We start from the raw sequence: 22,936 nt of genomic DNA on the forward strand, positions 1-22,936 counted from the left end.
GCGCGCATGGCTCAAACCGTCCAGACCGTGGACTGCGCAGTCTCGAGGACACGTGACGAGCGCGAGGCGGACACCCGATGGCCATGCGAACGAACAGACATAGGCGCTTCACCTCGCTTCCGGTCCGGGCTCTGGTGACGGGCACCGTAGCGGGCCTCGCTTCGGCCGCTGCCTTGGCGCTGCTGGCCAAAGCCGAGGGCAAGGGCGCGGCACGACCCCTCAACGCGACGAGCCATTGGCTGCACGGCGACAAAGCTGCCGAGTGTGACGAGCTCGATGCCTCGCACACGTGGATCGGCTTCGCGACGCACTACGCGTCCGCCGTGTTCTGGGCCCTGCCCTTCGAGTTCTGGCGCGCCAAGCGCCGCCCACGTTCCACCGGCGCACTCGTGCGTGGCGCCTGCATGACGTCCGCGATCGCGGCAGCCGTCGACTACGGCATGACGCCGAAACGACTCACGCCCGGATGGGAACTCGTGCTGAGCAAGCGTTCCCTGGTGATGGCCTATGGCGTACTTGCGCTTGGCCTGGCCTGTGGTGCGAAGCTTGCGAAAGCTCCGGTCGGTCGCCACTGAGCAACGCCGCCCGGTACGACCCTGAAGTTAGGCCCCAAGGTTGCCCGCGAGCCGTTCCATCGGCACCGAAACGTGCACCTCCAGGCCCCAGGGATTCCACACACGGGTCAACTCGCCCGCCAGCTGGTCACGCAGGGTCAGATCGACCAGCCGGGTACCGAACCCTGAGCGCTGCGGTTCCTGCACGGTGGCCCCGCCCTGCTCGCACCAGTTCAGGAGGAAGCGGTCCCCCACGCGCTCGCCGTGCACCTTCACCCGCCCGCCCGGTACGGCGAACGCGCCGTACTTGGCGGCGTTGGTGGCGAGCTCGTGAATGGCCAGCGAGAAGGGCGTGATCGCGTGCGGTTCGATCGGCACGTCGTCTCCGGTCAATTCGACGCGGTCGTATCCCTCCAGTGCGTAGGGCCGGAGCAGGCGGCCGGTAAGGCCCAGCACGGTGGCGCCCGTTTCGGCCGGCTTCTCGTCCCGCCCGTGGGGACGGGCATAGTCGTGCGCCTCGCCCAGCGCCGTCAGCCGATCCATCAACTCCTCGGCGAAGACCCGGCACTCGGGAAACTGCCGTACCGTGAGGGCGATCAGGCCCGAGATCACCGCGAAGATGTTCTTGATGCGGTGGCTCAATTCCTTGCCGGCCAGTTCGAGTTGCTCGGCCGAGGCCTTCCTCTCGTGGATGTCGGTACAGGTACCCATCCAGCGCAGGATTTGGCCGGCCTCATTGCGCACTGGATGGGCGCGGCCCAGCATCCAGCGGTAGATGCCGGTGTGATGCCGCATGCGGTACTCGATTTCGTAGGGCTCGCCGGTAACCAGGCTGTGCCGCCAGCGCTCGAACGTCCGCTCGCGGTCGTCCGGATGAAACAGGTAGGCCCAGTCGTCTCCGTCGGTGGTCCCGGGAACCGCGCCGGTGAATTCGTACCAGCGCCGGTTGAAAAAGTCGTGGTGACCGTCGGGCCGCGCCGACCAGATGATCTGGTCGACCGAATCGACGATCGTGCTGAGCGAGGCGCGGCTCTCCTCGAGCGCCTGTTCGATGCGCTTGCGCTCGGTGATATCGAGGAACAGCACCGCGAACCGCTCGCCGCCCAGCGGATGGGCGCGAGCCTCGAACGAGCGGAACTGCAGCGCAGGCACCTGGACCTCGAACACGGAGGGCCTGCCGCTGTCGACCACCTCGCCGTAGAGCTCGATCAGCCGAAACGGAAAACCGCGAATGACCTCAGTGACGGGACGCCCCACCACCGCCCGCGCGGAACGGCCGGTTTGCACGGTGAACGCCTCGTTGACCTCGAGGAACACGAAATCGACGACCCGGCCTTGGTCATCGCGCACGGCCTCGGCGATGAAGAAGCCCTCGCGGATACTGGCGAAGAGTTCCCTATACGGCCCCTCCTCCAATCTGGCGCCGATCCGCCCTTCGGCCCGATGGAGACCGCCTGCATCGGCCGGTGTGCGTAGATGGCGTACGCTGCCGGTCGTGTCGTAGACGAACTGGAAGGCACCGACCTGTTCCCCATGGGCGCCCAGCAGCGGGTGGTAGTTCATCTCATAGCTTTTGCGCTCCCGCTGGGCCTCGCCATACTCGCCGGTCTGCTTGAACGACTCCCCGGCAAGCGCCCGGCCCCATACCGCCTTGACTTCGGCCCGTTGCCTGGGCTTGTCCGCGAGCAGCTCGAGCATGGAATCGCCGCACCTGGGCTGCACGCCGAAGATGCGCTCAAACTCGTCGGCGCTCGCCTTGTTGATGGCCAGGAAGCGGTAATCGAGGTCGGCCACCTGGATCATGGCGGGGCTGGCATCGATGACTTGCTGAAGAATGTCGGGGCCCGGAGTCCCGATGGTCGGCCCGTCGCCGGGACGGCCAGATGGATTCGGCGGTGCGCTCGGCTGAGCCTGTTGTGGAGTCATGTGCCAGCGCCTTCGGATCGCGTTGGTGCCCTCCAGTAGCGGCTGCACGGGGTGCCTGCCGCATGCCATTTGAAACATGCCGCCCTTCTGTGCGCGGCACGCGTCGCTCCGCTGAAGTGGATACGGCTCGAAGAAAGTGGTCTATCGGGGGTCAACGACGCGTCGGCACGCCGTGAACGGCACCTCCGGTTCGGTCTGCAGCCGTCCAGCGGGGACCGGTGGAATGAAGGTCATTCCCCGGCGTCGTCGAAGGCGGCGATCATGTCCGGTTCGCTCGGACCTCGAGCGCAAAGAGCGGCCATGACTCGCTCTCTGTAATTGCAGGAAGTGGTCGCCGCCGAGCGGCGACCACACCGATGACCCCCGCCTGTCATTGGGCGTACCCCGCAGAAAGCACTCTGCGCTGGATCCGCCGCACTTCCCCCATGCCTCTGGAGAGCATGTCAAGATGATGTGGCCAGCGAGGGGCCGGGGGGCTCCGTGCCGAGGCGTCACTTCGGGGGGAAACGAATGTACATCGTGCGTTTGGCCACGCGCCGCATCGGCATCGTTGCGGCGCGACTGGGATTGGCCATCCTGTTCGCAACAGGCCTGGGACATTCGGCAGCAGGACACGCTGCCACGCTCGACCCGTCCATGCTTCCCACTATCCAGGCCGCCACGTTCGAAGTGGTGCAGGCCAAGCCAACGGTCGATCCGTTGAGCTACGAAAAGCCGCTGCCACTGGATCTGCTGCCCTATCAGGAACGCAACGACAAGTACTACTCGATAGGGACGGCCTTCGCCATCGGCAACCACCGCTACGTGACCGCGGGGCACGTTTTGCTGGCGGGCATGAACAGCTTGTGGGGCCCGCCGCAGTTGCGCGATGCGACCGGCCACGTGTACCCCATAGACAAGATCGAAAAGTTCTCGCTGGGCAGGGATTTCGTGGTTTTCACGCTGGCGGGCGAACCCGGAAAAGCCACGCTGGAAACCAACGCCAATCCGCCCTTGAACAGCGTGGTGTACGCGGTCGGCAACGCGCTGGGCACCGGCGTGGTGATCCGCGATGGCCTGTACACCTCCGACACGCCAGAAGAGCAGGACGGCCTCTGGAAGTGGATGCGCTTCTCCGCACCGGCCTCACCGGGCAACAGTGGCGGCCCCTTGCTGGACAGCCGCGGCAAGGTGATCGGCATCGTGCTGATGAAGTCGCCGAACGAGAACCTCAATTACGCCCTGCCGATCTCCCAGATGCTCGATGCGCCAGAAGGCCACGCCGTGGTCGACAGCAAAAGCGTCTACCAGTTGGACCTCTTCCAGGCCCTGCAGAATGGCCGCTGGAAAGCCGACTTCGCGCTGCCCTTGAGCTTGTCCGATTTCTACCGTGACTTGCAGGTCAGCGGGGATGCGAATGGCCGTGAGCAACTCCAGGCCCTGCTTGCCAAGGAATCCTCGAATCTTTTCCCCCGCGGCGACGGATCCACGCGTCTGCTGGTCCAACAGACGCAGATCTATACCTTCCCCACGCTGATCGTGCGCGACAGCAACGGGCAGTGGGTACGTACGGGCGAAGCCCGCCGTCATGCCACGCTGGACTCGAACGGCTATGTGGATATCGGCCAGGCCGGCCATACCCTGCTCCTGCACATCCGGCGGCCCGACCAGATGGACGCGGCGCTGTTCTATCACGATGCCAAGGCACGCATGGACCTGCTTGCCCGTGCCGGCGTGTTCCAGCGCGTGGTCGCCGGAGAGACGATCAAGATCACTTCCCTGGGCAAGCCCTCGCTCGAAGCGGCCTACACCGACCGTTGGCAGCGTCCATGGCACGTCTCCACCTGGCCCTTTCCCCACCTCAACCATCAGGTCGTCACCTACACCCTGCCGGTACCCGATGGCTGCGTGATGATGTTGCGCATGGCCCCCGCCGAGCAGGTCAGCGGACATCGGCTGGACCTGGACGAGCTTGCCAATTTCATCTATGCCACCTACGGCGGCACGCTGGCGCAATGGACGCAGTATCTGCAGGACGCGGCCTTGCCGGCGGCGTTCAAGCAGATCCACCTGCAGATCGATTACGGGCGCCGCTTCGCCTACCAGTCGCAACGGGTGACGTTCGCCTACACCCCTGCCGTCCAGGCGATCCGGCCCGACAGCGTGCTCAACCTCGGCTTCCGCTACCTGCTGGACCACGGGCAGCCCGTCTGGGACGTCGGCTACATTGGGATCTGGAAAACATCGACCAACGACAACCAGGACCAACTGACTGTCCAACGTCAGGCCGCGCCCCCCTCGAGCCTCGACGCGGACATGACCAGCCACTGGCAGACCGTGTCCGGTCGGCAGTACCCCTACAGCGGTGAGGCGCGCTATGAAAACGGCACCATGAACATCGGTACAGTCGTTTCGCCCAAGGCCGCAGGCGATGTGCTGTACACCGTCTACTACAGCATCGATTCGAACCAGACCCAGGCGCTCATGAAGAAAAGGCTTGGCCTGCTGACGCATGAGATGCACGTGCTCGAGCACTAAAGGCACGCTTCGACCGCTACCAAAAAAAGGTCGGCGTCGCCATCTCGAAAACAAGGGGGCCAGCAGCAACCCGTTCGTGCGAGTACGCTCTGGCCCCTTTTCGCGTCGCTCAGTTGATGATCTCGCCCATGCCCTCTTCGACGCGACGCCTCAGTTCCCGGTCATTTTTTCTACGCGAGAAATGAACCCGGCTCCACTTTCCGACCCTGTCTTGCATCGCCCCGGTCACGATCCCGTGCGCCCGGCGTAACGGGCGGCGCCTTACCCTCACGCTCCCGCCCGGCCTGTGGCAACGGGTATCGGAGGTGTCGCATGACGGACGACGAGCGGACCTGGCCAGCCTTGCCGTACGCCGCCTGGCAGAAGACCTACGCGACCCTGCATCTGTATTCCCAGGTGGTAGGCAAGGTGGCGCTGGCACTGGCCCCGCCGCTCAACCATTGCTGGGGCGTAGCACTGCACGTGACCCCGCGCGGCTTGTCCACCGGCATGCTGCCGCACGGCTCGTGCTCGTTCACGCTCGCCTTCGACTTCCTCGACCACGTCGTGGAAATCGCCTGCACCAGCGGCGCGACCCGGCGACTGCCGCTGGCATCGCGCAACATCGGGGCGTTCTACGAGGCGCTGATGGAGGCGCTCGCGGACATGGGACTGGCCGTGCGGATCTGGCCGGTGACGGTCGAGATGCCCACGCCGATACGGCTGGACGACGACGCCCGGACGGTTGCCTACGACGGCGGCTGGGCGCAGCGGTTCTGGCGCATCCTGGTGCAGGTCGACCGCGTGTTCACCTTGTGGCGCTGCGACTACGCAGGCAAGAGCAGCCCGGTCAACTTCTTCTGGGGCAGCTTCGACCTGGCGGTGACGCGGTTCTCCGGGCGGCGGGCGCCGCCGCGCAAGGGACCGGCGTTCGAGCGCGATGCCTACTCGCACGAAGTGATCAGCCACGGTTTCTGGCCCGGCGACGCGCGGCTGCCGGAGGCCGCGTTCTACGCCTATGCCGTGCCGCAGCCGGCGGGGCTGGCCGATGCGACAGTGCAGCCCTCGCAAGCGTATTTCCACGCGGAACTGGGTGAGTTCATCCTGCCCTACGAGGCGGTGCGACGGAGCGCGTCGCCCGAACAGACGCTCCAGGCGTTTCTGCAGAGCACCTGGGACCGGGCCGCCGAGCTGGGCCGGTGGGATCGTGCCGCGCTGGAATTACACCCCCGCGACGAGGCGGCAACCGGATAACGGGCGCTCGTCCCCGCCTTCATCTGCCGCGCCGGGATATGCGGGCACTACTGGACGCAACCGCGGGCGGCGGGAAGAGCAGCACCTCGTCTACGGTCGTTTGGACCGGCAGTCAGCCGGCGCCGTCGCCACCCGCTTGATTGCTCGCGCACGCCGCATGCCCGCACTCGCAGAACGGAGAACGGAGAACGGAGAACGGAGAACGGACCCTCGATCCGGTCGGTGCCGGCGGGCTAGCGACAGGAGTCGCTGCAGTACTGCTCGCCGCTCCTTTGTTGCTGTGTTGGCAGTCAGTCGCGCTGCCACACGACGCGCTCGGGCTGATGCAGTGCATAGCCTTGGGCCATGTCTACCCCCAGCTCCCGCAGCGACACCATGATCGCCTCGTCCATCACCCATTCGGCGATCACCACCAGGCCCAGCCGGTGCGCGATGTCGGTTACCGCGCGCACCATCGCATGGCTGATCGGGTCGCTCAGCATGTCGCGGATGAAGCTGCCATCGATCTTGATGATGTCCACCGGCAGATGCTTGAGGTAGGAGAACGACGACATGCCCACGCCGAAGTCGTCCAGCGCCACATGGCAGCCAACCTCCCTCAGCCGGGTCACGAAACGGATCACGTCCGTCAGTTGGCGTACCGCCACCGTCTCGGTGATCTCGAAGCAGACGCGCTCGGGCGCCACCTGGTGCAGGCGCAGCAGTTCGACGATTCGCTCGGCCAGCGTGTCATCGTCGATGCTGGCGCCTGACAGGTTGATCGCCACCATGCGCAGCGCCGGCCCCGCCGGATGCAGCCGGTCGACGTTCGCCAGCGCGGTCTCGATCACCCAGCGATCGATCAGCGGCATCAGGCCATAGCGTTCCGCCGCGGGAATGAACGCGCCGGGCGACACCAGCTCGCCGTGTTCATTGCGAAAGCGCAGCAACAGCTCGACATGGATCGCCGACCGCTCGGCGCCGAGCGCACGCAGCTCCTGGTAGGTCAGCACGAAGCGCTGTTCCTGTACCGCCCAGCGCAACCGATTGGCCCACTCCATCTCGCCGCGCCGCAGCGCGCTCTGCTCATCCCGTTCGGAGTAGAAGTGCACGCGGTTGCGCCCGTGCTCCTTGGCCATGTAGCAGGCGGTATCGGCGGCGGCGAGCAGCTCCGCCAGCGGCATCCCCGGGCGATCGACCAGTACGCCGCCCACACTGATGCTCGCCATGTAGCTCTTGGCTTCCCAGACGAAGACGAAACCGTCCAGACCCAGACGCAGATGCTCGGCCAGCTCCACCGCGCGCCCGGGCGTATCCAGTCCCGCCAGGATCACGCCGAACTCGTCACCGCCCAGCCGCGCCAGTACATGTTCCTCGCCCAGCCTCGCGCGCATCACTGTCGCCAACTGCAGCAAAAGCTGATCGCCTGCCACGTGCCCGGATGTGTCATTGACGAGCTTGAACTGGTCCAGGTCGATGAAGAGCACCGCGGCATAAGGCGGTGACTCGCCCATGTCCTGGGTCACCCGCTGCAGGCGACGCTCGAATTCACGCCGGTTGATCAGGCCCGTGAGCTCGTCGTGCGTCGCCTGGTAACCGAGCAATTCGGTAAGCGCGCGTTGCTCGGTCACGTCACTGGCGACCATCGCCCACTGGGGGCGGCCATCGAGCATCAGCCAGGACATCGCCACGCTGGCCCAGAAACGTCCGCCGGACGTGTCGCGCAGGCCCACCTCGGTCGCACCGGCCTGCGGATTGGCCAGGCGACGCTCCACCTCGCTCTCGTCCACCCCCAGCAGCGAGGCCAGACGGGTACCCTGGATGCCCTCTCCCAATCGCCCCCGCGCGGCCTGGTTGGCGTAGACGATGCGCCCGTCGGCGGCGTCGGCAAGCACCACGAGCGCGGGCAGCAGTTCGTTGAGCGTGCGAAAGCGCTCTTCGCTTTCCCGGTAGCGCTCACCCAGGCGCCGGCCCAATTGCACGGCACGGCGCCGCGTGTCGGTCAACGACCATACCAGCAGGCCAAGCAATACGCTGACCAGCAGTCCGGCGGGCACCACCGACTGCGACCAGGAGAGGTCGCTGGTCGGCTTCGGAAAGACGGCCATCTCCCACAGGCGCCCCCCGAACGCCATGCGATAGACGATCGAGGGTTGCGCTTGGCGCGCGCCGGTGCCCGAATCGAACAAGGGAGCGCTCGATGCCAGGGCGACATCCGTGACTGAGATGCGCGCCACTTGCAATAGCTGCGCTGGCAAGCCGGTCCGGATCAAATCGGCAACCCGGAACGAAACCGCGACCGATCCGCGCAACCGTTGTCGGCGCACAGCCAGCGAGTCGAGCGAAGCGCCGGGCCCGTAGTCGGGCAACCGCAAGGTGATGCCCTGCCCGCGTCCGTGAGAATCCTTGTCCTGTACCAGCGGAAACGGTTCCGACACGGCCAGATGGTCGGTATCGCGCGACTCGACCAGCGCCTTCAGGTTGGCCGGCTGGTCGACCACGTCCAGCCCCAGCAGCTTGCGATTGCCTTCCGGCGGCGCGACCAGCGTGGTCGGGAAATGATCGCCGTCGTGTCCATGCACGCGAACCGAATACGCCACGGCCAGCAGGCTGGGAAATTCCCGGCGCGGGTCCAGGTTGGCGTACGCACGTGCGAACTGGCGTTCGTCCATATCACCGGCGACCAGAAACATCGTCTGCAAAGACCGCACCAGCAGTTCGGCCGAACGCAGCTTCGCCCGCATCTGGACGAGCCCTTTTTCCGCTTCCGCGACCACGGCATCATGCCGCGCCGCGTTCCACTGCCTTGCCTGGGCACGGTAAAGCCAGAGCGTCAGCACCAGCCCGCAGCCGAGCACGAGCAGCCCCCAGGCCACGCCTGGCACCCGGCTAGCCAGCGGCAGCGCCTCCGGAGCGGCGGCGTGCGGCGTGCGGTGACGCTCATCGATCGGTTTCGGTGGCACGAATTCCCCTCGGCAAGCCCCGTCCTGGCCGGTCACGCGGGCCCATCGATCATAGCCCGTGCCAGTGAGGTTTCCGGGAACCCGTTCGGCACCCGACGGACAAAGGACGCCTCCGGCCGATAGCGATCGCAATGCGGCCATGGCGACGGCAGGCCCGCACCTAACCGCTTGCCGGTCATCACCGGGCCGGGCCAAGGTCGAGCGGGACGCCTCCCTGGCGCTGGCAGGATCGCAGTCCCACCTGCCGCCGGTACGCCCCAACGCCCATGGGAACAGGGCTCGGTTACCTCAAGGCTCTTTGCGTCGCGCTCGGGACAGAGGGCCGAGTGCCAGGGCTTCCTACTCCGAGCGCGACGCGCCGGCGGCCACGCGCGGGGCTTTTTGCCCAAGCGCGATGCTCTGAGAGTCACGCGTGAGGTGTTTTGCTCCGGCCAGGAAGGGCTCAGGCCCCGTTACCTTTGCTCGACGACGACATGGTCTGGAGCCAGCCGGATCACCGCGCGGGAGTACGCACCCAAGCTCTGGCGGGGCTGGCCGGCAGGGGCGAGATAGTTGGCGTAGGCGTAGACGGCCAACGCCTGCCGGTAGCGCGGCGGCAACGCAACGTCCCGTACCGTCGTCGCGGGCGCAAGTTCCAGTGAAACCACGTCGACCGCCGGACCCAGCTTTTGCAGATAGGCACTCTTGCGCGTGAACCATTCCGCTCCGGTGGGCGGCAATACCGGGTCGGCCTGCGGGTCATAGACGAACACCACGTCAAGCGCGGTCGCCGCATCACTATTCGCGCCGGGCTCGGCCACCACCCCAAGCTGGTTCAGCGCACTCGTCGGCAGTGATCTGGCTATCCCGCAACCGGCGAGTGCGAGCAGCAGCAGCGCCAGCCCATGGGGCGCGTTACGTACGAGCATCGGTTTCAGCTTTGAAAGGCGCACTCGGTCCCCCCGTCCTGGTTTTGTCGGCTAGATCCGGGCCCGCGGATACAGCCCGCGTGCGTGGGTGCGCGTGAGCATCTCCGGCGCGCCGGACGTCTCGTTCCACAGAGCGCCACACAGCTTGCAGCGCATCAGGAAACTGGGCCCGTGCGGGTTCGCTGCGACGCGCTCGAAGCGGTCGTAGGGTGCGTGGTAGCCGGATTGGCATTCGGGGCAGAGCATGCCTTTTCACGATACCAAAGTGGCCGCAGGCGCGCGGCACCGCCACGAAGCCACGCCGCCTTTTCCGGCGCCCTCGCGTTCGGACAAGTGCGCTCTCGACCCTGTTTCTCTTTGGGCATTCAGTCCGCGACCGGTAACCTGCATTCCGGACAACAAGGGCACGAGATGCATGAGCACACGCTGCAGGAACGCTTGCGCGGATGACGATGCCACGCTGGCGGCGGCATCGCTGAACCGGCAGTGCGGCTGTTCCGTCGTGGCACCGGCGCAGCTGCACGCGCGCATCGTGCACGTCCTGCAGGACACCGCCGGGCTGGACCCGACCCGGCACGCGCATCTGTTTGCGCCACAGGCGCTGTTCGTCGATCGCGACTCGCTGGCCACCATGGAGCACATCACCCGCGCGTTGTTCGCGGTGAGCCACGCGCCGGCCTATGCCGAGCGCGTGCTCGCCTGGGCGCCGCCGATCGCCCGGCACGACCCCCGTTCGCCCGGCGGCGTGATCGGCCTGGACTTCCACCTGACCGAGCGCGGCCCGCGGCTCATCGAGATCAACACCAACCCCGGCGGCCTGTTGCTGAACGCGTTCGCGCTCGATGCCGTGGAATCCTGCATGCCCCACGCCTGGACGACGACGACCAGCACCGACGCCGCGGTGGCGGCGGGCACGCGGGCCTGGCTGGACGAGGCAAAGGCGCAGCTCGGGTACGCACCCTCACGCATGGCGATCGTCGATGAAGACCCGCCGGCGCAGTTCCTGTACCCGGAGTTTCACCTGTACCGGCAGGCGTTCGAACAGCATGGCGTGCCGTGCACGATTCACGCCCCGGCCGCGCTGTCGTGGGACGGGCATGCGTTGCGCGACGCCGGCGGCGTCGTGGATTTCGTCTACAACCGCCTGACCGACTTCGCCCTGGACGCGGCCGGCTCGGCCGCGCTCGCGACGGCCTATCGCCAGGGCGCCGTGGCCCTTTCGCCACACCCGCGCGCGCACGCCCTGCTGGCGGACAAGCGCAACATGGCCGTCCTCGGCAACCGCGACTTTCTGCTCTCGCTGGGCCTGACCCCGGGCGACGCCACCGTGCTGGCCGGCAGCATTCCTCCCACGGTGCAGGTGACGGCGGACAACCGCGAAGCGTTGTGGGCCGACCGCGCGCAGTACTTCTTCAAGCCCGCCAACGGCTACGGCAGCCGCGGCTCGTACCGCGGCGACAAGCTCACCCGACGCGTGTGGGAGACCATCGCCGGCGCGGACTACGTCGCGCAGGCATTCGAGCCGCCGGGCGTGCGGATCAGCGCCTCCGGCATCCCGCTCAAGACCGACGTGCGCTGCTATGCCACCGAGCGCGGCGTGATCCTGTTCGCCGCGCGCCTGTACCAGGGCCAGACCACCAACATGCGCACGCCCCAAGGCGGCTTCGCCGCCGTGCTGACCACGCGCGGCGAGGCAAGCGGGATGCTGCGAAAGAGATCGCCGAGCCATTCCTGAAAAAGCACGCTCCGATTGTTTTTCTTCGAAAACTGTCTCTGGCAACTAGAAAGCTTCGACCGAGCTTCAAGCCGGTGCATCGAGTCGCACGGCCACCAGCCCGGCCGCTGCGATCACATCCAGCACCAGCCGCTCCGATACATCGACGTGCCCCTCGTACTCGGCCAGGTTGCGCGCGTCATGCGCCTTGGCGAGCACGCGCCAGACCTCCGGGCCGAGGCCGAGCGTGTGCGGCAGCGCCTGGAACACGATGTAGCGGTGCCTTGGTCGAAACCCCTTCCGGCGCAATGCCGCAAGGCACAGCGCGTGCGCGGCGTTATAGGCGAGGTCGAAACGGCTTTCCAGCGACAGGCTGGCGTTGCGCGCATCATCGAGGCGCGCGTGGCCGGAGCGGATCAGGCCGGCGATCTCGGCGGCATCCGGCGGTTCAGCAACCAGGGCCTTGCCGGGGCCGGCGAGGTTCTCAAGCGCCGAGGCCATCGGCGCTTCCCATCAGGTCGATTCGCGGCTGGGCGAGCACCCGGGTAACGAAACTGTTGCCGGACGCCACGCGGGAGCGCCACTCGTCCAGGCTGTAGATGGTGGGATTGATCTCGCGCCCCAATTGGTCGGAGACATCGTGCAGCGCGCTCATCGCCTCCGCGTAAGTCAGCGTGTCCGAAATCAGCATCAGGTCGATGTCGCTGGATGCGGTATCGCTGCGCCTGGCGACCGAGCCGTACACGAAGGCGGCCTGGATGCGGTCCGCCAAGGGCGCCAGCGCTTCGCGCAGCGGCTCGGCCAGCCCGAACGTCTTGCGAACGATGGCCACCAGTTCATCGTGGATCGGGCAATCGGGGTTGGCGCGGTAGTGCTTCTGGTTGCCGACCGGCTCCAGCGCGAGCAAGCCGCTGCCGGCCAGGCGAGCCACCTCGCGCTGCACCGCGCCGCTGCCCGCGCCAGTGGCGTTCTTGAGGTCGCTGATGGTGAAGCTGCGCTCCGGCTGGCCAAAGAGGCAGCCAAGCACGCGCTGCTGGGTCGTGGTGAAAAGCGCATCGGAAAGATTGGCCTGCGCATAAAGCGCGGCCGCTTCGCTGACTCGTTTTCCAGGATTCGTGCCCATTTCGGGCATGGTAGTGCCCATATTGGGCACGAAGCAAGCGTTCCCGTGATCGCTCCGGGCTCGCCGAAACAGCATATGAGCTTTGATGTTCTTGCCAGGTCGCAAGCGGACAGGTCACACGCGATGCGCCACCTATGGGCAAACACGCGCCGTGCGGCTTAGCCAGCTCTGCCTCCTTACCCTGATAACTCCCGCTATCCGCTAATCGTGCGCCCGCAGAAACTCGAGCACGCGCTTCCAGCTGTCCTTGCGCGCCGCTGCGAGACCGTCTGGCGTACCGCCACCGAACCCTGTGTCCTCTTTCGCGGAGGCCGCCGTCGGCGAAAGACCGAAAGCGAAATGGCCGCCGGTCGGGTAATCGATCACGGACACGACCGCTGCGCCTTCACGACGCAGCCTGGCCGCAAGCACACGGGCCATGGCGGTCGACGGCCATACCTGGTCCTGCTCGCTGGAGATGAGCAGCACCGGCGCGGCGATGCCTTTGCCCTCGACACGGTCGGCCGCCACCGCCTGCGGGTAACTGTGCCGATACAAGTCAAGCAGCCCGCGGCATTGCGCGCACGGCTGGAAGGGCACGTAGGCCAGCGGCACCCCGCGGAAACTCCAGGAACTGGCCGGCGCACCGCCCGTGCGATCGATCCCCTGCCAGACCACATCCGACGGCGACGCGGCAACCACAACCCGAAGGCGGGGTTCGCGCGCGGCGAGCGCGAGCGCGGCCTCGGCGCCCTTGGAAAGCCCGACCACACCCAGGTGGCCCCGTTCGACCGACGGCAACGCCTGCAGGTAGTCGATGGCCCGCTGGAACCTCTCGATGGGTACGTTCGCCAGCGCCTTGGGCAAGCCCGGCCCGTTGAAATAACTCTGCGCCAGGGCGACAAAGCCTTCCTCGGCCAACTTTCGGGCTACACCGCGCGCCCAGTCCCGGCCGCCCTCGGCACCGCCCAACACGAGCAGTGCCGGATGCTTGGCCCCATCGGCGGGTACATAGAGGGTGGCGGACAGCCCCCCGGTCTCCACCTCCGTGGTCCGGACGTCCGCTGCGCGCGCCACGACACTACTACCGCCGAGCGCAAGCGCGAGCGCGAATCGCCCAACCCATCCCAGCCCCTTGAATGGCATGTACCTCTCCCATGGTGTGATCAAGCCCTGGCGAAAGCCATGCATGACCTGGCGCGCGTACGCTAGTGGCCACGGTTCCGGGAGCACGCGTGCCGGAGGTCATCCCGTCAGGTCGAGCCTCGGCGATCCCATTCGATCACGGGCGACTGAAAACCACGCCATGGGGCATGGCGCTTCCGCGCCAGCCGGCCGGTGGCGCGTGCGAGAGATCGATCGTCATGGCCGGTCCCAGCTGCAGCGCGCCGGTGCGTCGATCGACATGGGCAAAGCGCACCCGGGTGGCAAGCGCGCCAAAACCCGTGATGGCGAGGCGGTCGCCGTCCGGCTCGAGCGCAAGCCAATGGGGGTATTCGTCCGGCGGCAGCAGGATGCGGCTGACTTCGCGCGGGTGCTCTGGATCGTGCACGTCCAGGCTCACGATCGCATGGCCGCTCTGCATGGCTTCTACCAGAAAATCGCCCGCCACCACCGGCACCTCGCAGGTGCGGTAGCCGAAGTCGTAGACGTGCTGCAGCGTCGGCTGCGCACCGGTGAGGTTCTTGAGCAGAAACAGGCCGCAGTTGAAGGTCGGCACCAGCACGGTCCTGCCGTCGGCGAGCAGGCGCGGCTCCGAGGAGTCGGCCGCCGTGTCGTAGATCCAGCCCGCCGCGTGCGGCAGTTGCAGCGTGTGCAGCAGCTTCAGGTCGGACAGCCGCCAGATCTGCACCACATCGCTCACCTGGGCGCCCATCATATCGGCGCTGCTGGTGACCACCCGGTCGGCCTGCTCCACCACCGCAAGGCTGTAGGGCCGCACATTCGGATAACCCGGCACCTGGGCCGACACGGTCCGCACCACGCGCCCCGTCGGATCGAACTCCACCAGCCCGCCCGCCGCGTGGTTGAAGCCGCCGGCGTACTGGAACGTCGCCAGCGTGTTGCCGCCCGCCAGCGGGGCGAACGAGTGCGGATAACCGAGGGCCCCCACGCTGCCTACGGTGCGGACCAGCCGCGGGCGTAGCGGCTGACGAAGGTCGAACACATAGGTGCTGTTCGCCAACCAGTCGTTGGCGTAAAGCAGGCCGTCGGCGGGTTCGGCGTAATCCGTGTGGTGGGCCATGGCCGCCTGCCCGGCGGGCACCATCGCCACGAGCCGACCGAAGCGTGGCCCCGGCGCCACGTCGAACACGGCCAGAAAATCCCTTCCCAGCCCCAACGCCGCACGCCGGGCCGGCAGATCGGTCGAGGCAATCGCCATCGTGTCCGCCTGCGGGTGGCCGGCCTCCATCGCCCACACAAACAGATAGCGACTGGGGTGCGAGGCCGCCTGCAGCGCCAGGGGCATCGCCAGAAGCACGAGCAGCAAGCTGCGAAACATCGCCTTCTTCATGGGCTGTCCCCCATAGCGAATGTGAGGCGAGCCTACTCCGGCGAACCGGGGGATACGAACGTTCCATGAGGCACAGGAGGAACCAAAAAAACCGTCCCTGGCACCTTTTATGACGTGCGCTGCTACGCCACCAAGCGCGGCGTGATCCTGTTCGCCGCGCGCCTGTACCAAGGCCAGACCACCAACATGCGCACGCCCCACGGCGGCTTCGCCGTCGTGCTGACCACGCGCGGCGAGGCGAGCGGGGTCCTGCGAAAGAGATCGCCGAGCCATCTGAAAAGCACGCTGGACTTTTTTTAAAACTGTCCCCGGCAACCAGAAAGCTTCGACCGCGCCCCAAGCCCGTGCAGCAAGCCGCACTACCACCACTTCGGCGGCTGCGATCACGTCAAGCACCAGCCGCTCCGATACATCGACGTGTCGGCCAGATTGCGCGCGTCATGCGCCTTGGCGAGCACGCGCCAGACCTCCGGGCCGAGGCCGAGGCCATTCACCCTTACCTATCCCTGATGCAGAAAACCTGACCGGTTCATCCGTGCTTGAAACTTGTAAAGACGAGGCATGCCTCCGGCTTGCCGGGAGCCTCAACCCACACATGGGTGGTGCTGCGAACGAACTGCTTCGGGACGCCGATGTCCTCGTTTCGCAGGAACGGCGCATACACCATCACGTGAGGCGGATACAGGACCTTCGCCTTCCCCGTTTTCGGATCGAGCTTCACGAAGTCCGGAGAAAGCATGTAGGCGATGCCGGGCTTTGCGGGTGCATGCAAATGTCCGGCGTGATATTCGGCGTCGATCATACGGTCGGCCTCCGGGCCAGCCGTGCCACCTGCCATGATCCGTGCCCGTTCGAGGCTTGCCTGGAGGGTGGTGCGTGAACCCTCGGCGTCGTAACAGACAGGCGCGGTCACGTGGACGTCGCGCTCGACGAGGCAGTTGAACCCGTTGCGGCTGGCCCGAACCAGGACGAACCCGGAACCCTCGAGCACGTAGACGCCGGCATCCTTCTGCAACTCCGCCGGCGCCGCGCTGAGCGCCATGGCGATTTCCCGGTTTCGGTCGAGCCGGGGAATGCCCGTTGGCAAGGTGTCGGCCATGGCGCTTGTTGCGGACAGCAACAACAGGATCGCGGCGAAACAGTGCGTGCAACGGATCATCGGATGGCTCTCTCGTGAGGTGGGTAGTTGAAAGCGCGCGGACAAGTGCGATGCCGGTTCGGTCACGCCGCCTTCCATGCGAAGCCAGGCCGCCACTTCAGGTTCACACCCAGCGTGCCCAGCACGATCAGCAGGATGCCCATCATCTGGACCGCCACGAGGCGATGTCCGTACAGCAGGTAATCCAGCAGCAGCGCCACCAGCGGATAGATGAACGACACGACGGCAATGGTCACCACCGGCAGGCGCGGATAGGTGGAATAGAACAGCACGTACACGATGCCGCTATGGATCACGCCAAGGCCCAGCAACCACGCCCAGTGCGTTCCCATGTGGAACACGTGGCTGCTGCTGAACCCGGCGAGCATGGCGACGCCGACCCAGCACTGGATCATGACCAGCGCGAACGGACGCTCCCTGCCCAGCTGACGCGACATCAACAGCGACACGCCACATAACAGCGCTGCGAGGAATGCCAAGCCGATACCGATGAGATAGGACGATTCGGTATCGCGAAACAGGCGGATCGGATCGCTGGTGCAGATCACCCCGACGAAGCCGAGCACGGTCCACGCCAGGTCGGCCGGCGACGTGCGTTCGCCCTGCACAAGCGCGGCCAGGACCAGCATCACGAACGGGAAGCACTGGTAGATCAATGTGGCGACACCGATCGACGAACGCGCCATGCCGCCGAAGAACGCCACCCAGTTGAGTACCAGCAGAACCCCGCTCAGCACGGCTCCGCGGAGCAGCGCGCGCTCGCGCCACAGGCCCCGCAGATGCCCCTTGGCCAGCCCCCAGCAGAGCAGGAACAGCCCACCGAACAGGCAGCGATAGAACACGGCGGTCACCGGGTCCTGGTGGCTTTCATGCACGAACACGCCCACCGAGCCGATCAGGCACTCCGCAAACACCAGTTGCAGGACGACACCGCGCGTTTCGTTGGGCTGGGCTGAGGGAACCATGGTCGGCTGGGTCTTCCGGAGCGATGGAAGGCAGCGTAGGGCCGCCGATGCGACAGATACAGATTCAGATAACATCAAAATAGACAGATACAGATGGAGCGCACCCATGCTTCTCTATGAACGCGTTGCGACGGCCCTGCGCGCGCAAATCGCCCAGGGCACGCTGCGGGCGGGCGAGCGCCTGCCGTCGATTCGGCACCTGGCACAGGGGCACGGCGTGGGTGTCGCCACCGCGGTCCAGGCCTATCTGCAACTGGAGCGCGAAGGCCAGGTGGTCGCGCGGCCACGCTCGGGGTATTTCGTCCGTGCATCGACGACGCCGCTGCCGGCGCCGCGGCCCGCAAGGAACCGCGCACCGGGCGAAGTCAGGAACCCCGCGTTGCTCGATGCCACGGAGGTAGGTGCGCGCGGCGACCTGCTGCCGCTGCATAGCGCGACGCCGGCCTTCGAGCTGCTGCCGCAGGCAGCGCTGATGGCATCGATGTCGCGGTGCCTGCGCCGCGCGCCGGCGGCGGTGTTCGACTATGCGCCCGCCCAGGGCCACCTGGCACTGCGACGCCTGATCGCCCAGCGTTACGCCCAGGCGGGCGTGCCGGTATCGCCGGAGGAGATCGTGATCACCGCCGGCGCGATGGAGGCGATCAACCTGGCGCTGCGCGTGACCACGTCCCCGGGCGATGTGGTGCTGGTGGAAACGCCGACCTACCACGGCATCCTCCAGACGGTCGCCGCGTTGCACCTGAAGGTGCTGGAAATCCCGAACCTGCCAGGCCGCGGCATCGACGTGGCTCGCCTCGACCAACTGCTGCAGCAGAACTCCGTGCGCGCGGCCGTTCTGGTGCCGAACTTCAACAACCCGCTGGGCAGCCTGACCAGCGACGCCGACAAGCAAGCCCTGGTGGGCAGCTGCGCCCGGCATGGCGTCGTCCTCATCGAGGATGACATCTATGGCGAGCTGGCCTGGTCCGGACAGCGCCCGTCGCTGCTGCGCCGGTGGGACACCCACGGCACCGTGATCAGCTGCGGCTCGTTTTCCAAGATGCTGGCGCCTGGTCTTCGCCTCGGCTGGCTGGCGGCCACCCCATGGACAGACGCCCTGGTGCGCGCCAAGTTCTTCTCCACCATGGGCGGCACCAGCCTCACCCAACTGGCCATGACGGACTATCTGCAGCGCCACGATCTGGAGCGGCACTTACGCCGTCTTCGCCGAACGCTGGCAGATAACGGGCAGCGCCTATCGGAAGCGATCACGCGTTACTGGCCCGCCGATACGCGCGTAAGCGAACCACAAGGTGGCATGTCACTCTGGGTGCAGCTGCCCGCGCGCGGCGACAGCCGCGTGTTGTTCAAGGTGGCCCTTTCGAAGGGGATCCGCACTTCGCCTGGCGTGTTGTTCTCCAGTCGGGGCGAGTACGTCGATTACGTGAGGCTCAGCTGCGGCCTGGTATGGAACGAGCGACTGGACCATGCCATGAAGGAACTGGGCAGACTGGTGGCCAAGCTCAACCGTTCGAAGGTCATGGCTCCGTAGAGCATCGAAGGTTGGGGGTAGTACACAGCGGGTACGCAACAGGGGCCGGAGGCAATTATTGCTGTTTAATTGCCTCCGCCCCCTTTGGCGGGTTTCATTTCTACCCTTGGATACGAACTTCGTTGCTCGTCCGACATTTCTCGCAGAGAAATGAACTGGTCAGGACATTTCCGCTAGACGGGGCGCTGGTCGTCGTACCCCCTCCCTCCACATGACCGCAGTACTCGCATTTCTTGCGGTAATTAATCATGTTACCGCGTTGTTCCACGATTACTGCTCCTGACAAAGCGAATGCCATACTGATGTTTCCTGTTCTTTTTACTCAAGCTTAGTTTGGGCTGCCCATTATTGGTACGCGAACCGCCATCAACCGTCCGAAACACCATCATATGCCCACCGATACGGCCAGCCGCTTGAACTCCTCGGCCGAGATCTTGCGGATTTCTTCCGTTTCGATCGACTGCAAAAACAGTTCGTTCGTTCTTCCCTTAATACCGCCGACGCGGTAAACCATGGGTTCGTTCCCGAGCCTGAAATGCATACACAGTATCGTGGCAGGAAAGCCCTCTATCGTGGCTTCTTTCATAACCGTTTCTCACCTATTCGCTGCCCCGAAAACCGTCCCTGGCACACCTTTTTTTGTACCGCCATTTTGCCGAAACTATGCGTAATAGATAAAGCAGTCAAAGTCAATTATAAAAGTGCACTCTAACCCGTGTTTTGCTTTTCATCTGGTAGATGGTACAATAGGGTGGTGGAAATACTTCATGATCTTGTGGTGGCGAGCCCGGCATACTGGGCGTATCGTAATAAATATCTAACTGCGCCCAGGCGTTTTTCAAAGCCGACCCGATTAGTGACGACCAGCGCGCGTAATATGTCTGGCCATTGTAGATGAACGGACTACCTGAGGTTTCATCGCCCACTCCCCAAGAGCGATTTAGGGTGCCGTCCGTGTTTCGCATATAAATGACTGGGTTCCATATGAGTGGCGCTTCAGCGTCGCCTGGGCACCACACAGAATCCAAAGCATAAACGACATGCAAGGTTCCACTGTTGTCGTTGTCAAAATAAGCTTGATAAAGCTTGGCCGGAGTCGAACTCATCAAACGATTGACCGCCGCTTCGTTTTTCTGTTTATCAGCTTCCGTCAGCGGCATTTTCCGGTTAGCGACTATAGACATCATTTCGCTCAATAAGCTCCGATACCGATCAGCCGGCACAGGTGTGAAATCGATCGGAGTGAAACCGTAGCGCACGGCCTGAGGCGATACTTCGAACCGTCGATAACAAAGCGGCTTTTTGGCATCCAAAATCAATCCATGGGACAGCGCCTGTTGGACGGCCCGGCACACAGGTACGTCACTTTCGCCATCCCTGGAAAAGGTATAAGTCACAGCTAAGGCACTGGTCGAGCCCATCACTGAAAACAGCAAAATGCCTTTCATGCAGCGATCGTGTGCGCACTTCTTCATAGGCATTTCCTTATTCGCCAGTAGCACTGCGAGCAAAACAGGGGTCCACTAACTGCCCCTGACACCTTTAGTTTGCGAAAACTGTCCCTGACACCTTTTTCCGCCTCCATCCCTCTTAGCCCCCAAACCGAGGTCAGAGTTGACTTTAAAAAAGTGCACTCTGACCCCAGTTTTGAGTTTCTTTTGCCCTACATGCGACGGCGACGGCATCAAGAGTCAACCTTTAAAAAGTGCAGTCTGCCCCCCCAGCTCCGGTTCCGGTTATTTGCTACAAGCCTGCGTCCCGTTTCGCGGCGACCTCTTTGTCGCACGCGTCGGCGTTATCGAACCGATACAAGATGGCCAGCGCGGCCTGGTCAGAACGCGTCGCACGCGCATTCAATCGAATCAACGCAAGATGATCGGGAAGAGGGTGGGTTTGCGAGGATTTCCAATCAACGCGATAGGATCGTTCGTTTTTGAGCAAGCCCATCATCCAGTCCTTGGGCTCATTCCAGATCGATCCTGGAGCCAGATCCTTATCTGTCGAAGTCGGTTCGCCATACTTTTTTGTTAGCGCGTCTTCAAGAGCGGAAAAATTGCCCCGGACAGCGTTGCCGTAAGCATCAGCATCGAAGTCGTCGCCTAGACCCACAACACTACATAACCCCGTCTGGTCCCCGATCGTGAACGCGTAGTGCTGAAATGCGACATGCCCTTTGGGCGCTTTCGACGATAAGTAGGTGTACGGGTTGTCAGGCATCGCTTGGGCCCCGGTCGCCTCCAATACCTGTTGTTTGGTTAGCCCTATTTGCAAACCAAAAGGACCGGCCCAGCTTGCTGGCTCGGGAGCGGGCTCGTTCGCAACGATTTTTTTAGTCTTGTTGGTCTTTGGGGCAGAAACAGCGGGCTCCGCGGTTTGCTCGTGGCTCTGACATCCCGCCACCAAAAAGCCGGTCAACAAAATTCCTGAAATAATTTTCATCTGCTTACATCCCCTCCGCCGACATCATGCTGTCCAAGTACCAACCGTGATGAAATTTGTTGAAGTCCTCCATCTGATGGCCGAGGACGCCGAGCAATCCGCCTGTCCAGGTTCCGAATGCATGGGTGCCATCAGGAAGCATCAATTTTTCAGGAAAGGTCCGCATGACGTACATCGGGTTCTGCCCGTCCAAGGCGGTGCCCAATTCCTGAAAGTCGGACCAATTCAGTTCGTACCGCTCTTGGCCATGCCACTCTAACTTCACCGTCCGAAACTGCTTCGATTGCAAGCTGTGGGACAGTTGAATCATGACGCGAAACACATCGGCCATGCTGTTGTTGGACCCAATACTCCTCATATCAAGAACGAGAACGCCCGGATTTAAGTAGTAATCAAAGTGCGCATTGAGGTCGACGCCGCTGTTGCGCGGGTCGTCGTGAATGACAGTGACCAACTTTTCGCCCACGGATGCGTAGTTGAAGCCAAAGATCAGCAAACCGGCCACGACAATAATCGCCAGCAGCACCATGAGCTTTTTCATACCCCCCCCCGTTTTAGATTGAAACGACATCAAAACGACACCAAAAACATCATCTCCGTCTATCTCGCGCAACCCGCATGGCTTGCATGGGGTGGGCACTTCAAAGTGCTAGGCAAGTTAACCTTATCCCGTTCTGTTATTTTTGTCTCCTCTTACTTGCGTCGCCCCCTTATCCGCGTCATTTGCTGGGATCTTTCGGCTTAACAGAGAAGTTGAGCCTTCCAAGCACTTTATTTCCGACAGGCTTAGATAAGCGCAAGACTAAGGCTTCAACGTGTCTCGGATAGTCAAGGTGGTCGACATGGGGTATTTCATAGGCAGAAATGAATCGCGTCGCCTGCCATCGCTCACCGGGGAAGTTTTTTACCGCGCGAGGGAACTCGACCCCAAGTGGCGCGCGCAGCTGTTGATACATTTCCTTTACGAAGCCGTTGCTCGCCTTTCCTACATATATGACAGTGCACATTGAGTCATAGAACGCCTAAACACCATTATTTTGCGAATGATCGCCGAGGGCTCTGCTCAACTCCTTTGGCACCTCTTTTCTAGAACCAATGTGCACGGGCTCAAACTCTCTCGCCACCTTGAACTCTGGAGCGACTGTTGTCGAGAGTAGCCAGCGAAGGGTTGCAATTCTTGGCTTGCGGGTACCCGCAATCCAGCTTGACAGCTGCTGCTTGTTAAAGCCGCTACTTTCGACAAGCTTCTTATAATCGCCATAAAAGTATTCGTCCAATAGGAACTTTACTATGAATCGCCCAGGGTTCCGTAGACACTCAGGACCCTCGTTGCGCGTAGCGCCGTTCGAACTCTACAGGCGACAGGTCGCCGTTTGAACCGTGGCGGCGTTTGGGGTTGTAGAACATCTCGATGTAGTCGAACACGTCGGC

20 protein-coding genes are annotated in these 22,936 nt (G+C 64.0%); 6 read left to right on the forward strand and 14 right to left on the reverse strand.

Features of this window, described 5'->3' with window-relative positions; translation table 11 throughout:
- The first annotated feature begins 173 nt into the window (after positions 1-173).
- Positions 174-575, forward strand: coding sequence for a hypothetical protein (locus VGU03_RS12820; RefSeq protein WP_327481105.1), 402 nt, complete (start codon positions 174-176; stop codon positions 573-575).
- 27 nt (positions 576-602) lie between these two features.
- Here the strand turns inward: VGU03_RS12820 and VGU03_RS12825 are convergent, their stop codons facing one another.
- On the reverse strand, positions 603-2,480 hold the full coding sequence (locus tag VGU03_RS12825) for a PAS domain-containing protein (RefSeq protein ID WP_327481107.1): 1,878 nt from the start codon (positions 2,478-2,480) through the stop codon (positions 603-605).
- A gap of 510 nt (positions 2,481-2,990) precedes the next feature.
- On the opposite strand from VGU03_RS12825, the gene VGU03_RS12830 reads away from it, so the two are divergent.
- Both VGU03_RS12830 and VGU03_RS12835 read left to right on the forward strand, forming a co-directional pair.
- On the forward strand, positions 2,991-4,997 hold the full coding sequence (locus VGU03_RS12830) for a S1 family peptidase (RefSeq protein ID WP_327481109.1): 2,007 nt from the start codon (positions 2,991-2,993) through the stop codon (positions 4,995-4,997).
- Positions 4,998-5,309: 312 nt separating this feature from the next.
- Complete coding sequence (locus VGU03_RS12835; protein WP_327481111.1) at positions 5,310-6,230, forward strand: DUF5996 family protein; 921 nt, start codon at positions 5,310-5,312, stop codon at positions 6,228-6,230.
- Positions 6,231-6,520: 290 nt separating this feature from the next.
- On the opposite strand, the gene VGU03_RS12840 is transcribed toward VGU03_RS12835, so the two are convergent.
- Positions 6,521-9,313, reverse strand: coding sequence for a bifunctional diguanylate cyclase/phosphodiesterase (locus tag VGU03_RS12840; RefSeq protein WP_327481113.1), 2,793 nt, complete (start codon positions 9,311-9,313; stop codon positions 6,521-6,523).
- A gap of 311 nt (positions 9,314-9,624) precedes the next feature.
- Positions 9,625-10,080, reverse strand: a complete 456-nt coding sequence (locus VGU03_RS12845; protein ID WP_327481115.1) for a hypothetical protein — start codon at positions 10,078-10,080, stop codon at positions 9,625-9,627.
- A 415-nt stretch (positions 10,081-10,495) separates the two neighbouring features.
- Here VGU03_RS12845 and VGU03_RS12850 point away from each other — a divergent pair, with 415 nt between their 5' ends.
- Positions 10,496-11,815 (forward strand): hypothetical protein, encoded by a 1,320-nt coding sequence (locus tag VGU03_RS12850; RefSeq protein WP_327481117.1) that lies wholly within the window; start codon positions 10,496-10,498, stop codon positions 11,813-11,815.
- A gap of 66 nt (positions 11,816-11,881) precedes the next feature.
- Here VGU03_RS12850 and VGU03_RS12855 read toward each other — a convergent pair whose 3' ends face one another.
- The 4 genes from VGU03_RS12855 to VGU03_RS12870 all read right to left on the reverse strand — a co-directional run bounded on the left by VGU03_RS12855 (position 11,882) and on the right by VGU03_RS12870 (position 15,411).
- A complete protein-coding gene (locus tag VGU03_RS12855) occupies positions 11,882-12,295 on the reverse strand; it encodes a hypothetical protein (RefSeq protein ID WP_327481118.1) in 414 nt (137 codons plus the stop codon).
- Complete coding sequence (locus tag VGU03_RS12860) at positions 12,279-13,022, reverse strand: nucleotidyltransferase domain-containing protein (protein ID WP_327481120.1); 744 nt, start codon at positions 13,020-13,022, stop codon at positions 12,279-12,281. Before VGU03_RS12860 ends, VGU03_RS12855 begins: the two co-directional genes overlap by 17 nt.
- A gap of 96 nt (positions 13,023-13,118) precedes the next feature.
- A complete protein-coding gene (locus VGU03_RS12865; RefSeq protein WP_327481122.1) occupies positions 13,119-14,042 on the reverse strand; it encodes an acyl-CoA thioester hydrolase/BAAT C-terminal domain-containing protein in 924 nt (307 codons plus the stop codon).
- Between the two features lie 136 nt (positions 14,043-14,178).
- The gene (locus VGU03_RS12870) at positions 14,179-15,411 is read right to left on the reverse strand and encodes a hypothetical protein (protein WP_327481124.1); all 1,233 of its coding nucleotides are present in this window, start codon (positions 15,409-15,411) and stop codon (positions 14,179-14,181) included.
- 141 nt (positions 15,412-15,552) lie between these two features.
- On the opposite strand from VGU03_RS12870, the gene VGU03_RS12875 reads away from it, so the two are divergent.
- Complete coding sequence (locus tag VGU03_RS12875) at positions 15,553-15,711, forward strand: hypothetical protein (RefSeq protein WP_327481126.1); 159 nt, start codon at positions 15,553-15,555, stop codon at positions 15,709-15,711.
- 229 nt (positions 15,712-15,940) lie between these two features.
- On the opposite strand, the gene VGU03_RS12880 is transcribed toward VGU03_RS12875, so the two are convergent.
- Positions 15,941-16,636, reverse strand: a complete 696-nt coding sequence (locus tag VGU03_RS12880; RefSeq protein WP_327481128.1) for a hypothetical protein — start codon at positions 16,634-16,636, stop codon at positions 15,941-15,943.
- Positions 16,633-17,535 (reverse strand): DMT family transporter, encoded by a 903-nt coding sequence (locus VGU03_RS12885; RefSeq protein ID WP_327481130.1) that lies wholly within the window; start codon positions 17,533-17,535, stop codon positions 16,633-16,635. Before VGU03_RS12885 ends, VGU03_RS12880 begins: the two co-directional genes overlap by 4 nt.
- A 106-nt stretch (positions 17,536-17,641) precedes the next feature.
- Here VGU03_RS12885 and VGU03_RS12890 point away from each other — a divergent pair, with 106 nt between their 5' ends.
- Positions 17,642-19,066, forward strand: coding sequence for a PLP-dependent aminotransferase family protein (locus tag VGU03_RS12890; protein WP_327481140.1), 1,425 nt, complete (start codon positions 17,642-17,644; stop codon positions 19,064-19,066).
- A gap of 385 nt (positions 19,067-19,451) precedes the next feature.
- On the opposite strand, the gene VGU03_RS12895 is transcribed toward VGU03_RS12890, so the two are convergent.
- The 5 genes from VGU03_RS12895 to VGU03_RS12915 form a co-directional block, all read right to left on the reverse strand.
- Positions 19,452-19,580, reverse strand: a complete 129-nt coding sequence (locus tag VGU03_RS12895; RefSeq protein ID WP_327481132.1) for a hypothetical protein — start codon at positions 19,578-19,580, stop codon at positions 19,452-19,454.
- Positions 19,581-19,755: 175 nt separating this feature from the next.
- Complete coding sequence (locus VGU03_RS12900) at positions 19,756-20,514, reverse strand: hypothetical protein (RefSeq protein WP_327481134.1); 759 nt, start codon at positions 20,512-20,514, stop codon at positions 19,756-19,758.
- Between the two features lie 295 nt (positions 20,515-20,809).
- Positions 20,810-21,505: a hypothetical protein gene (locus tag VGU03_RS12905; protein ID WP_327481136.1), complete on the reverse strand. Its 696-nt coding sequence runs from the start codon at positions 21,503-21,505 to the stop codon at positions 20,810-20,812.
- Positions 21,506-21,509: 4 nt separating this feature from the next.
- The gene (locus VGU03_RS12910; RefSeq protein WP_327481138.1) at positions 21,510-22,046 is read right to left on the reverse strand and encodes a hypothetical protein; all 537 of its coding nucleotides are present in this window, start codon (positions 22,044-22,046) and stop codon (positions 21,510-21,512) included.
- A gap of 776 nt (positions 22,047-22,822) precedes the next feature.
- Positions 22,823-22,936 (reverse strand): IS3 family transposase (locus tag VGU03_RS12915; protein WP_327478489.1); only part of this gene is annotated, 114 nt, incomplete at its 5' end.

The organism is Frateuria sp. (assembly GCF_035944355.1).
GTDB lineage: Bacteria > Pseudomonadota > Gammaproteobacteria > Xanthomonadales > Rhodanobacteraceae > Frateuria_A.

Excerpts from the sequence above, each read along its gene's own strand:
- VGU03_RS12825 (WP_327481107.1), bottom strand. The coding sequence starts at position 2,480 with ATGACTCCACAACAGGCTCAGCCGAGCGCACCGCCGAATCCATCTGGC.
- VGU03_RS12830 (WP_327481109.1), top strand. The coding sequence starts at position 2,991 with ATGTACATCGTGCGTTTGGCCACGCGCCGCATCGGCATCGTTGCGGCG.
- VGU03_RS12835 (WP_327481111.1), top strand. The coding sequence starts at position 5,310 with ATGACGGACGACGAGCGGACCTGGCCAGCCTTGCCGTACGCCGCCTGG.
- VGU03_RS12840 (WP_327481113.1), bottom strand. The coding sequence starts at position 9,313 with ATGGCCGCATTGCGATCGCTATCGGCCGGAGGCGTCCTTTGTCCGTCG.
- VGU03_RS12845 (WP_327481115.1), bottom strand. The coding sequence starts at position 10,080 with ATGCTCGTACGTAACGCGCCCCATGGGCTGGCGCTGCTGCTGCTCGCA.
- VGU03_RS12850 (WP_327481117.1), top strand. The coding sequence starts at position 10,496 with ATGAGCACACGCTGCAGGAACGCTTGCGCGGATGACGATGCCACGCTG.
- VGU03_RS12855 (WP_327481118.1), bottom strand. The coding sequence starts at position 12,295 with ATGGCCTCGGCGCTTGAGAACCTCGCCGGCCCCGGCAAGGCCCTGGTT.
- VGU03_RS12865 (WP_327481122.1), bottom strand. The coding sequence starts at position 14,042 with ATGCCATTCAAGGGGCTGGGATGGGTTGGGCGATTCGCGCTCGCGCTT.
- VGU03_RS12870 (WP_327481124.1), bottom strand. The coding sequence starts at position 15,411 with ATGAAGAAGGCGATGTTTCGCAGCTTGCTGCTCGTGCTTCTGGCGATG.
- VGU03_RS12885 (WP_327481130.1), bottom strand. The coding sequence starts at position 17,535 with ATGGTTCCCTCAGCCCAGCCCAACGAAACGCGCGGTGTCGTCCTGCAA.
- VGU03_RS12890 (WP_327481140.1), top strand. The coding sequence starts at position 17,642 with ATGCTTCTCTATGAACGCGTTGCGACGGCCCTGCGCGCGCAAATCGCC.
- VGU03_RS12895 (WP_327481132.1), bottom strand. The coding sequence starts at position 19,580 with ATGGTTTACCGCGTCGGCGGTATTAAGGGAAGAACGAACGAACTGTTT.
- VGU03_RS12900 (WP_327481134.1), bottom strand. The coding sequence starts at position 20,514 with ATGAAAGGCATTTTGCTGTTTTCAGTGATGGGCTCGACCAGTGCCTTA.
- VGU03_RS12905 (WP_327481136.1), bottom strand. The coding sequence starts at position 21,505 with ATGAAAATTATTTCAGGAATTTTGTTGACCGGCTTTTTGGTGGCGGGA.
- VGU03_RS12910 (WP_327481138.1), bottom strand. The coding sequence starts at position 22,046 with ATGAAAAAGCTCATGGTGCTGCTGGCGATTATTGTCGTGGCCGGTTTG.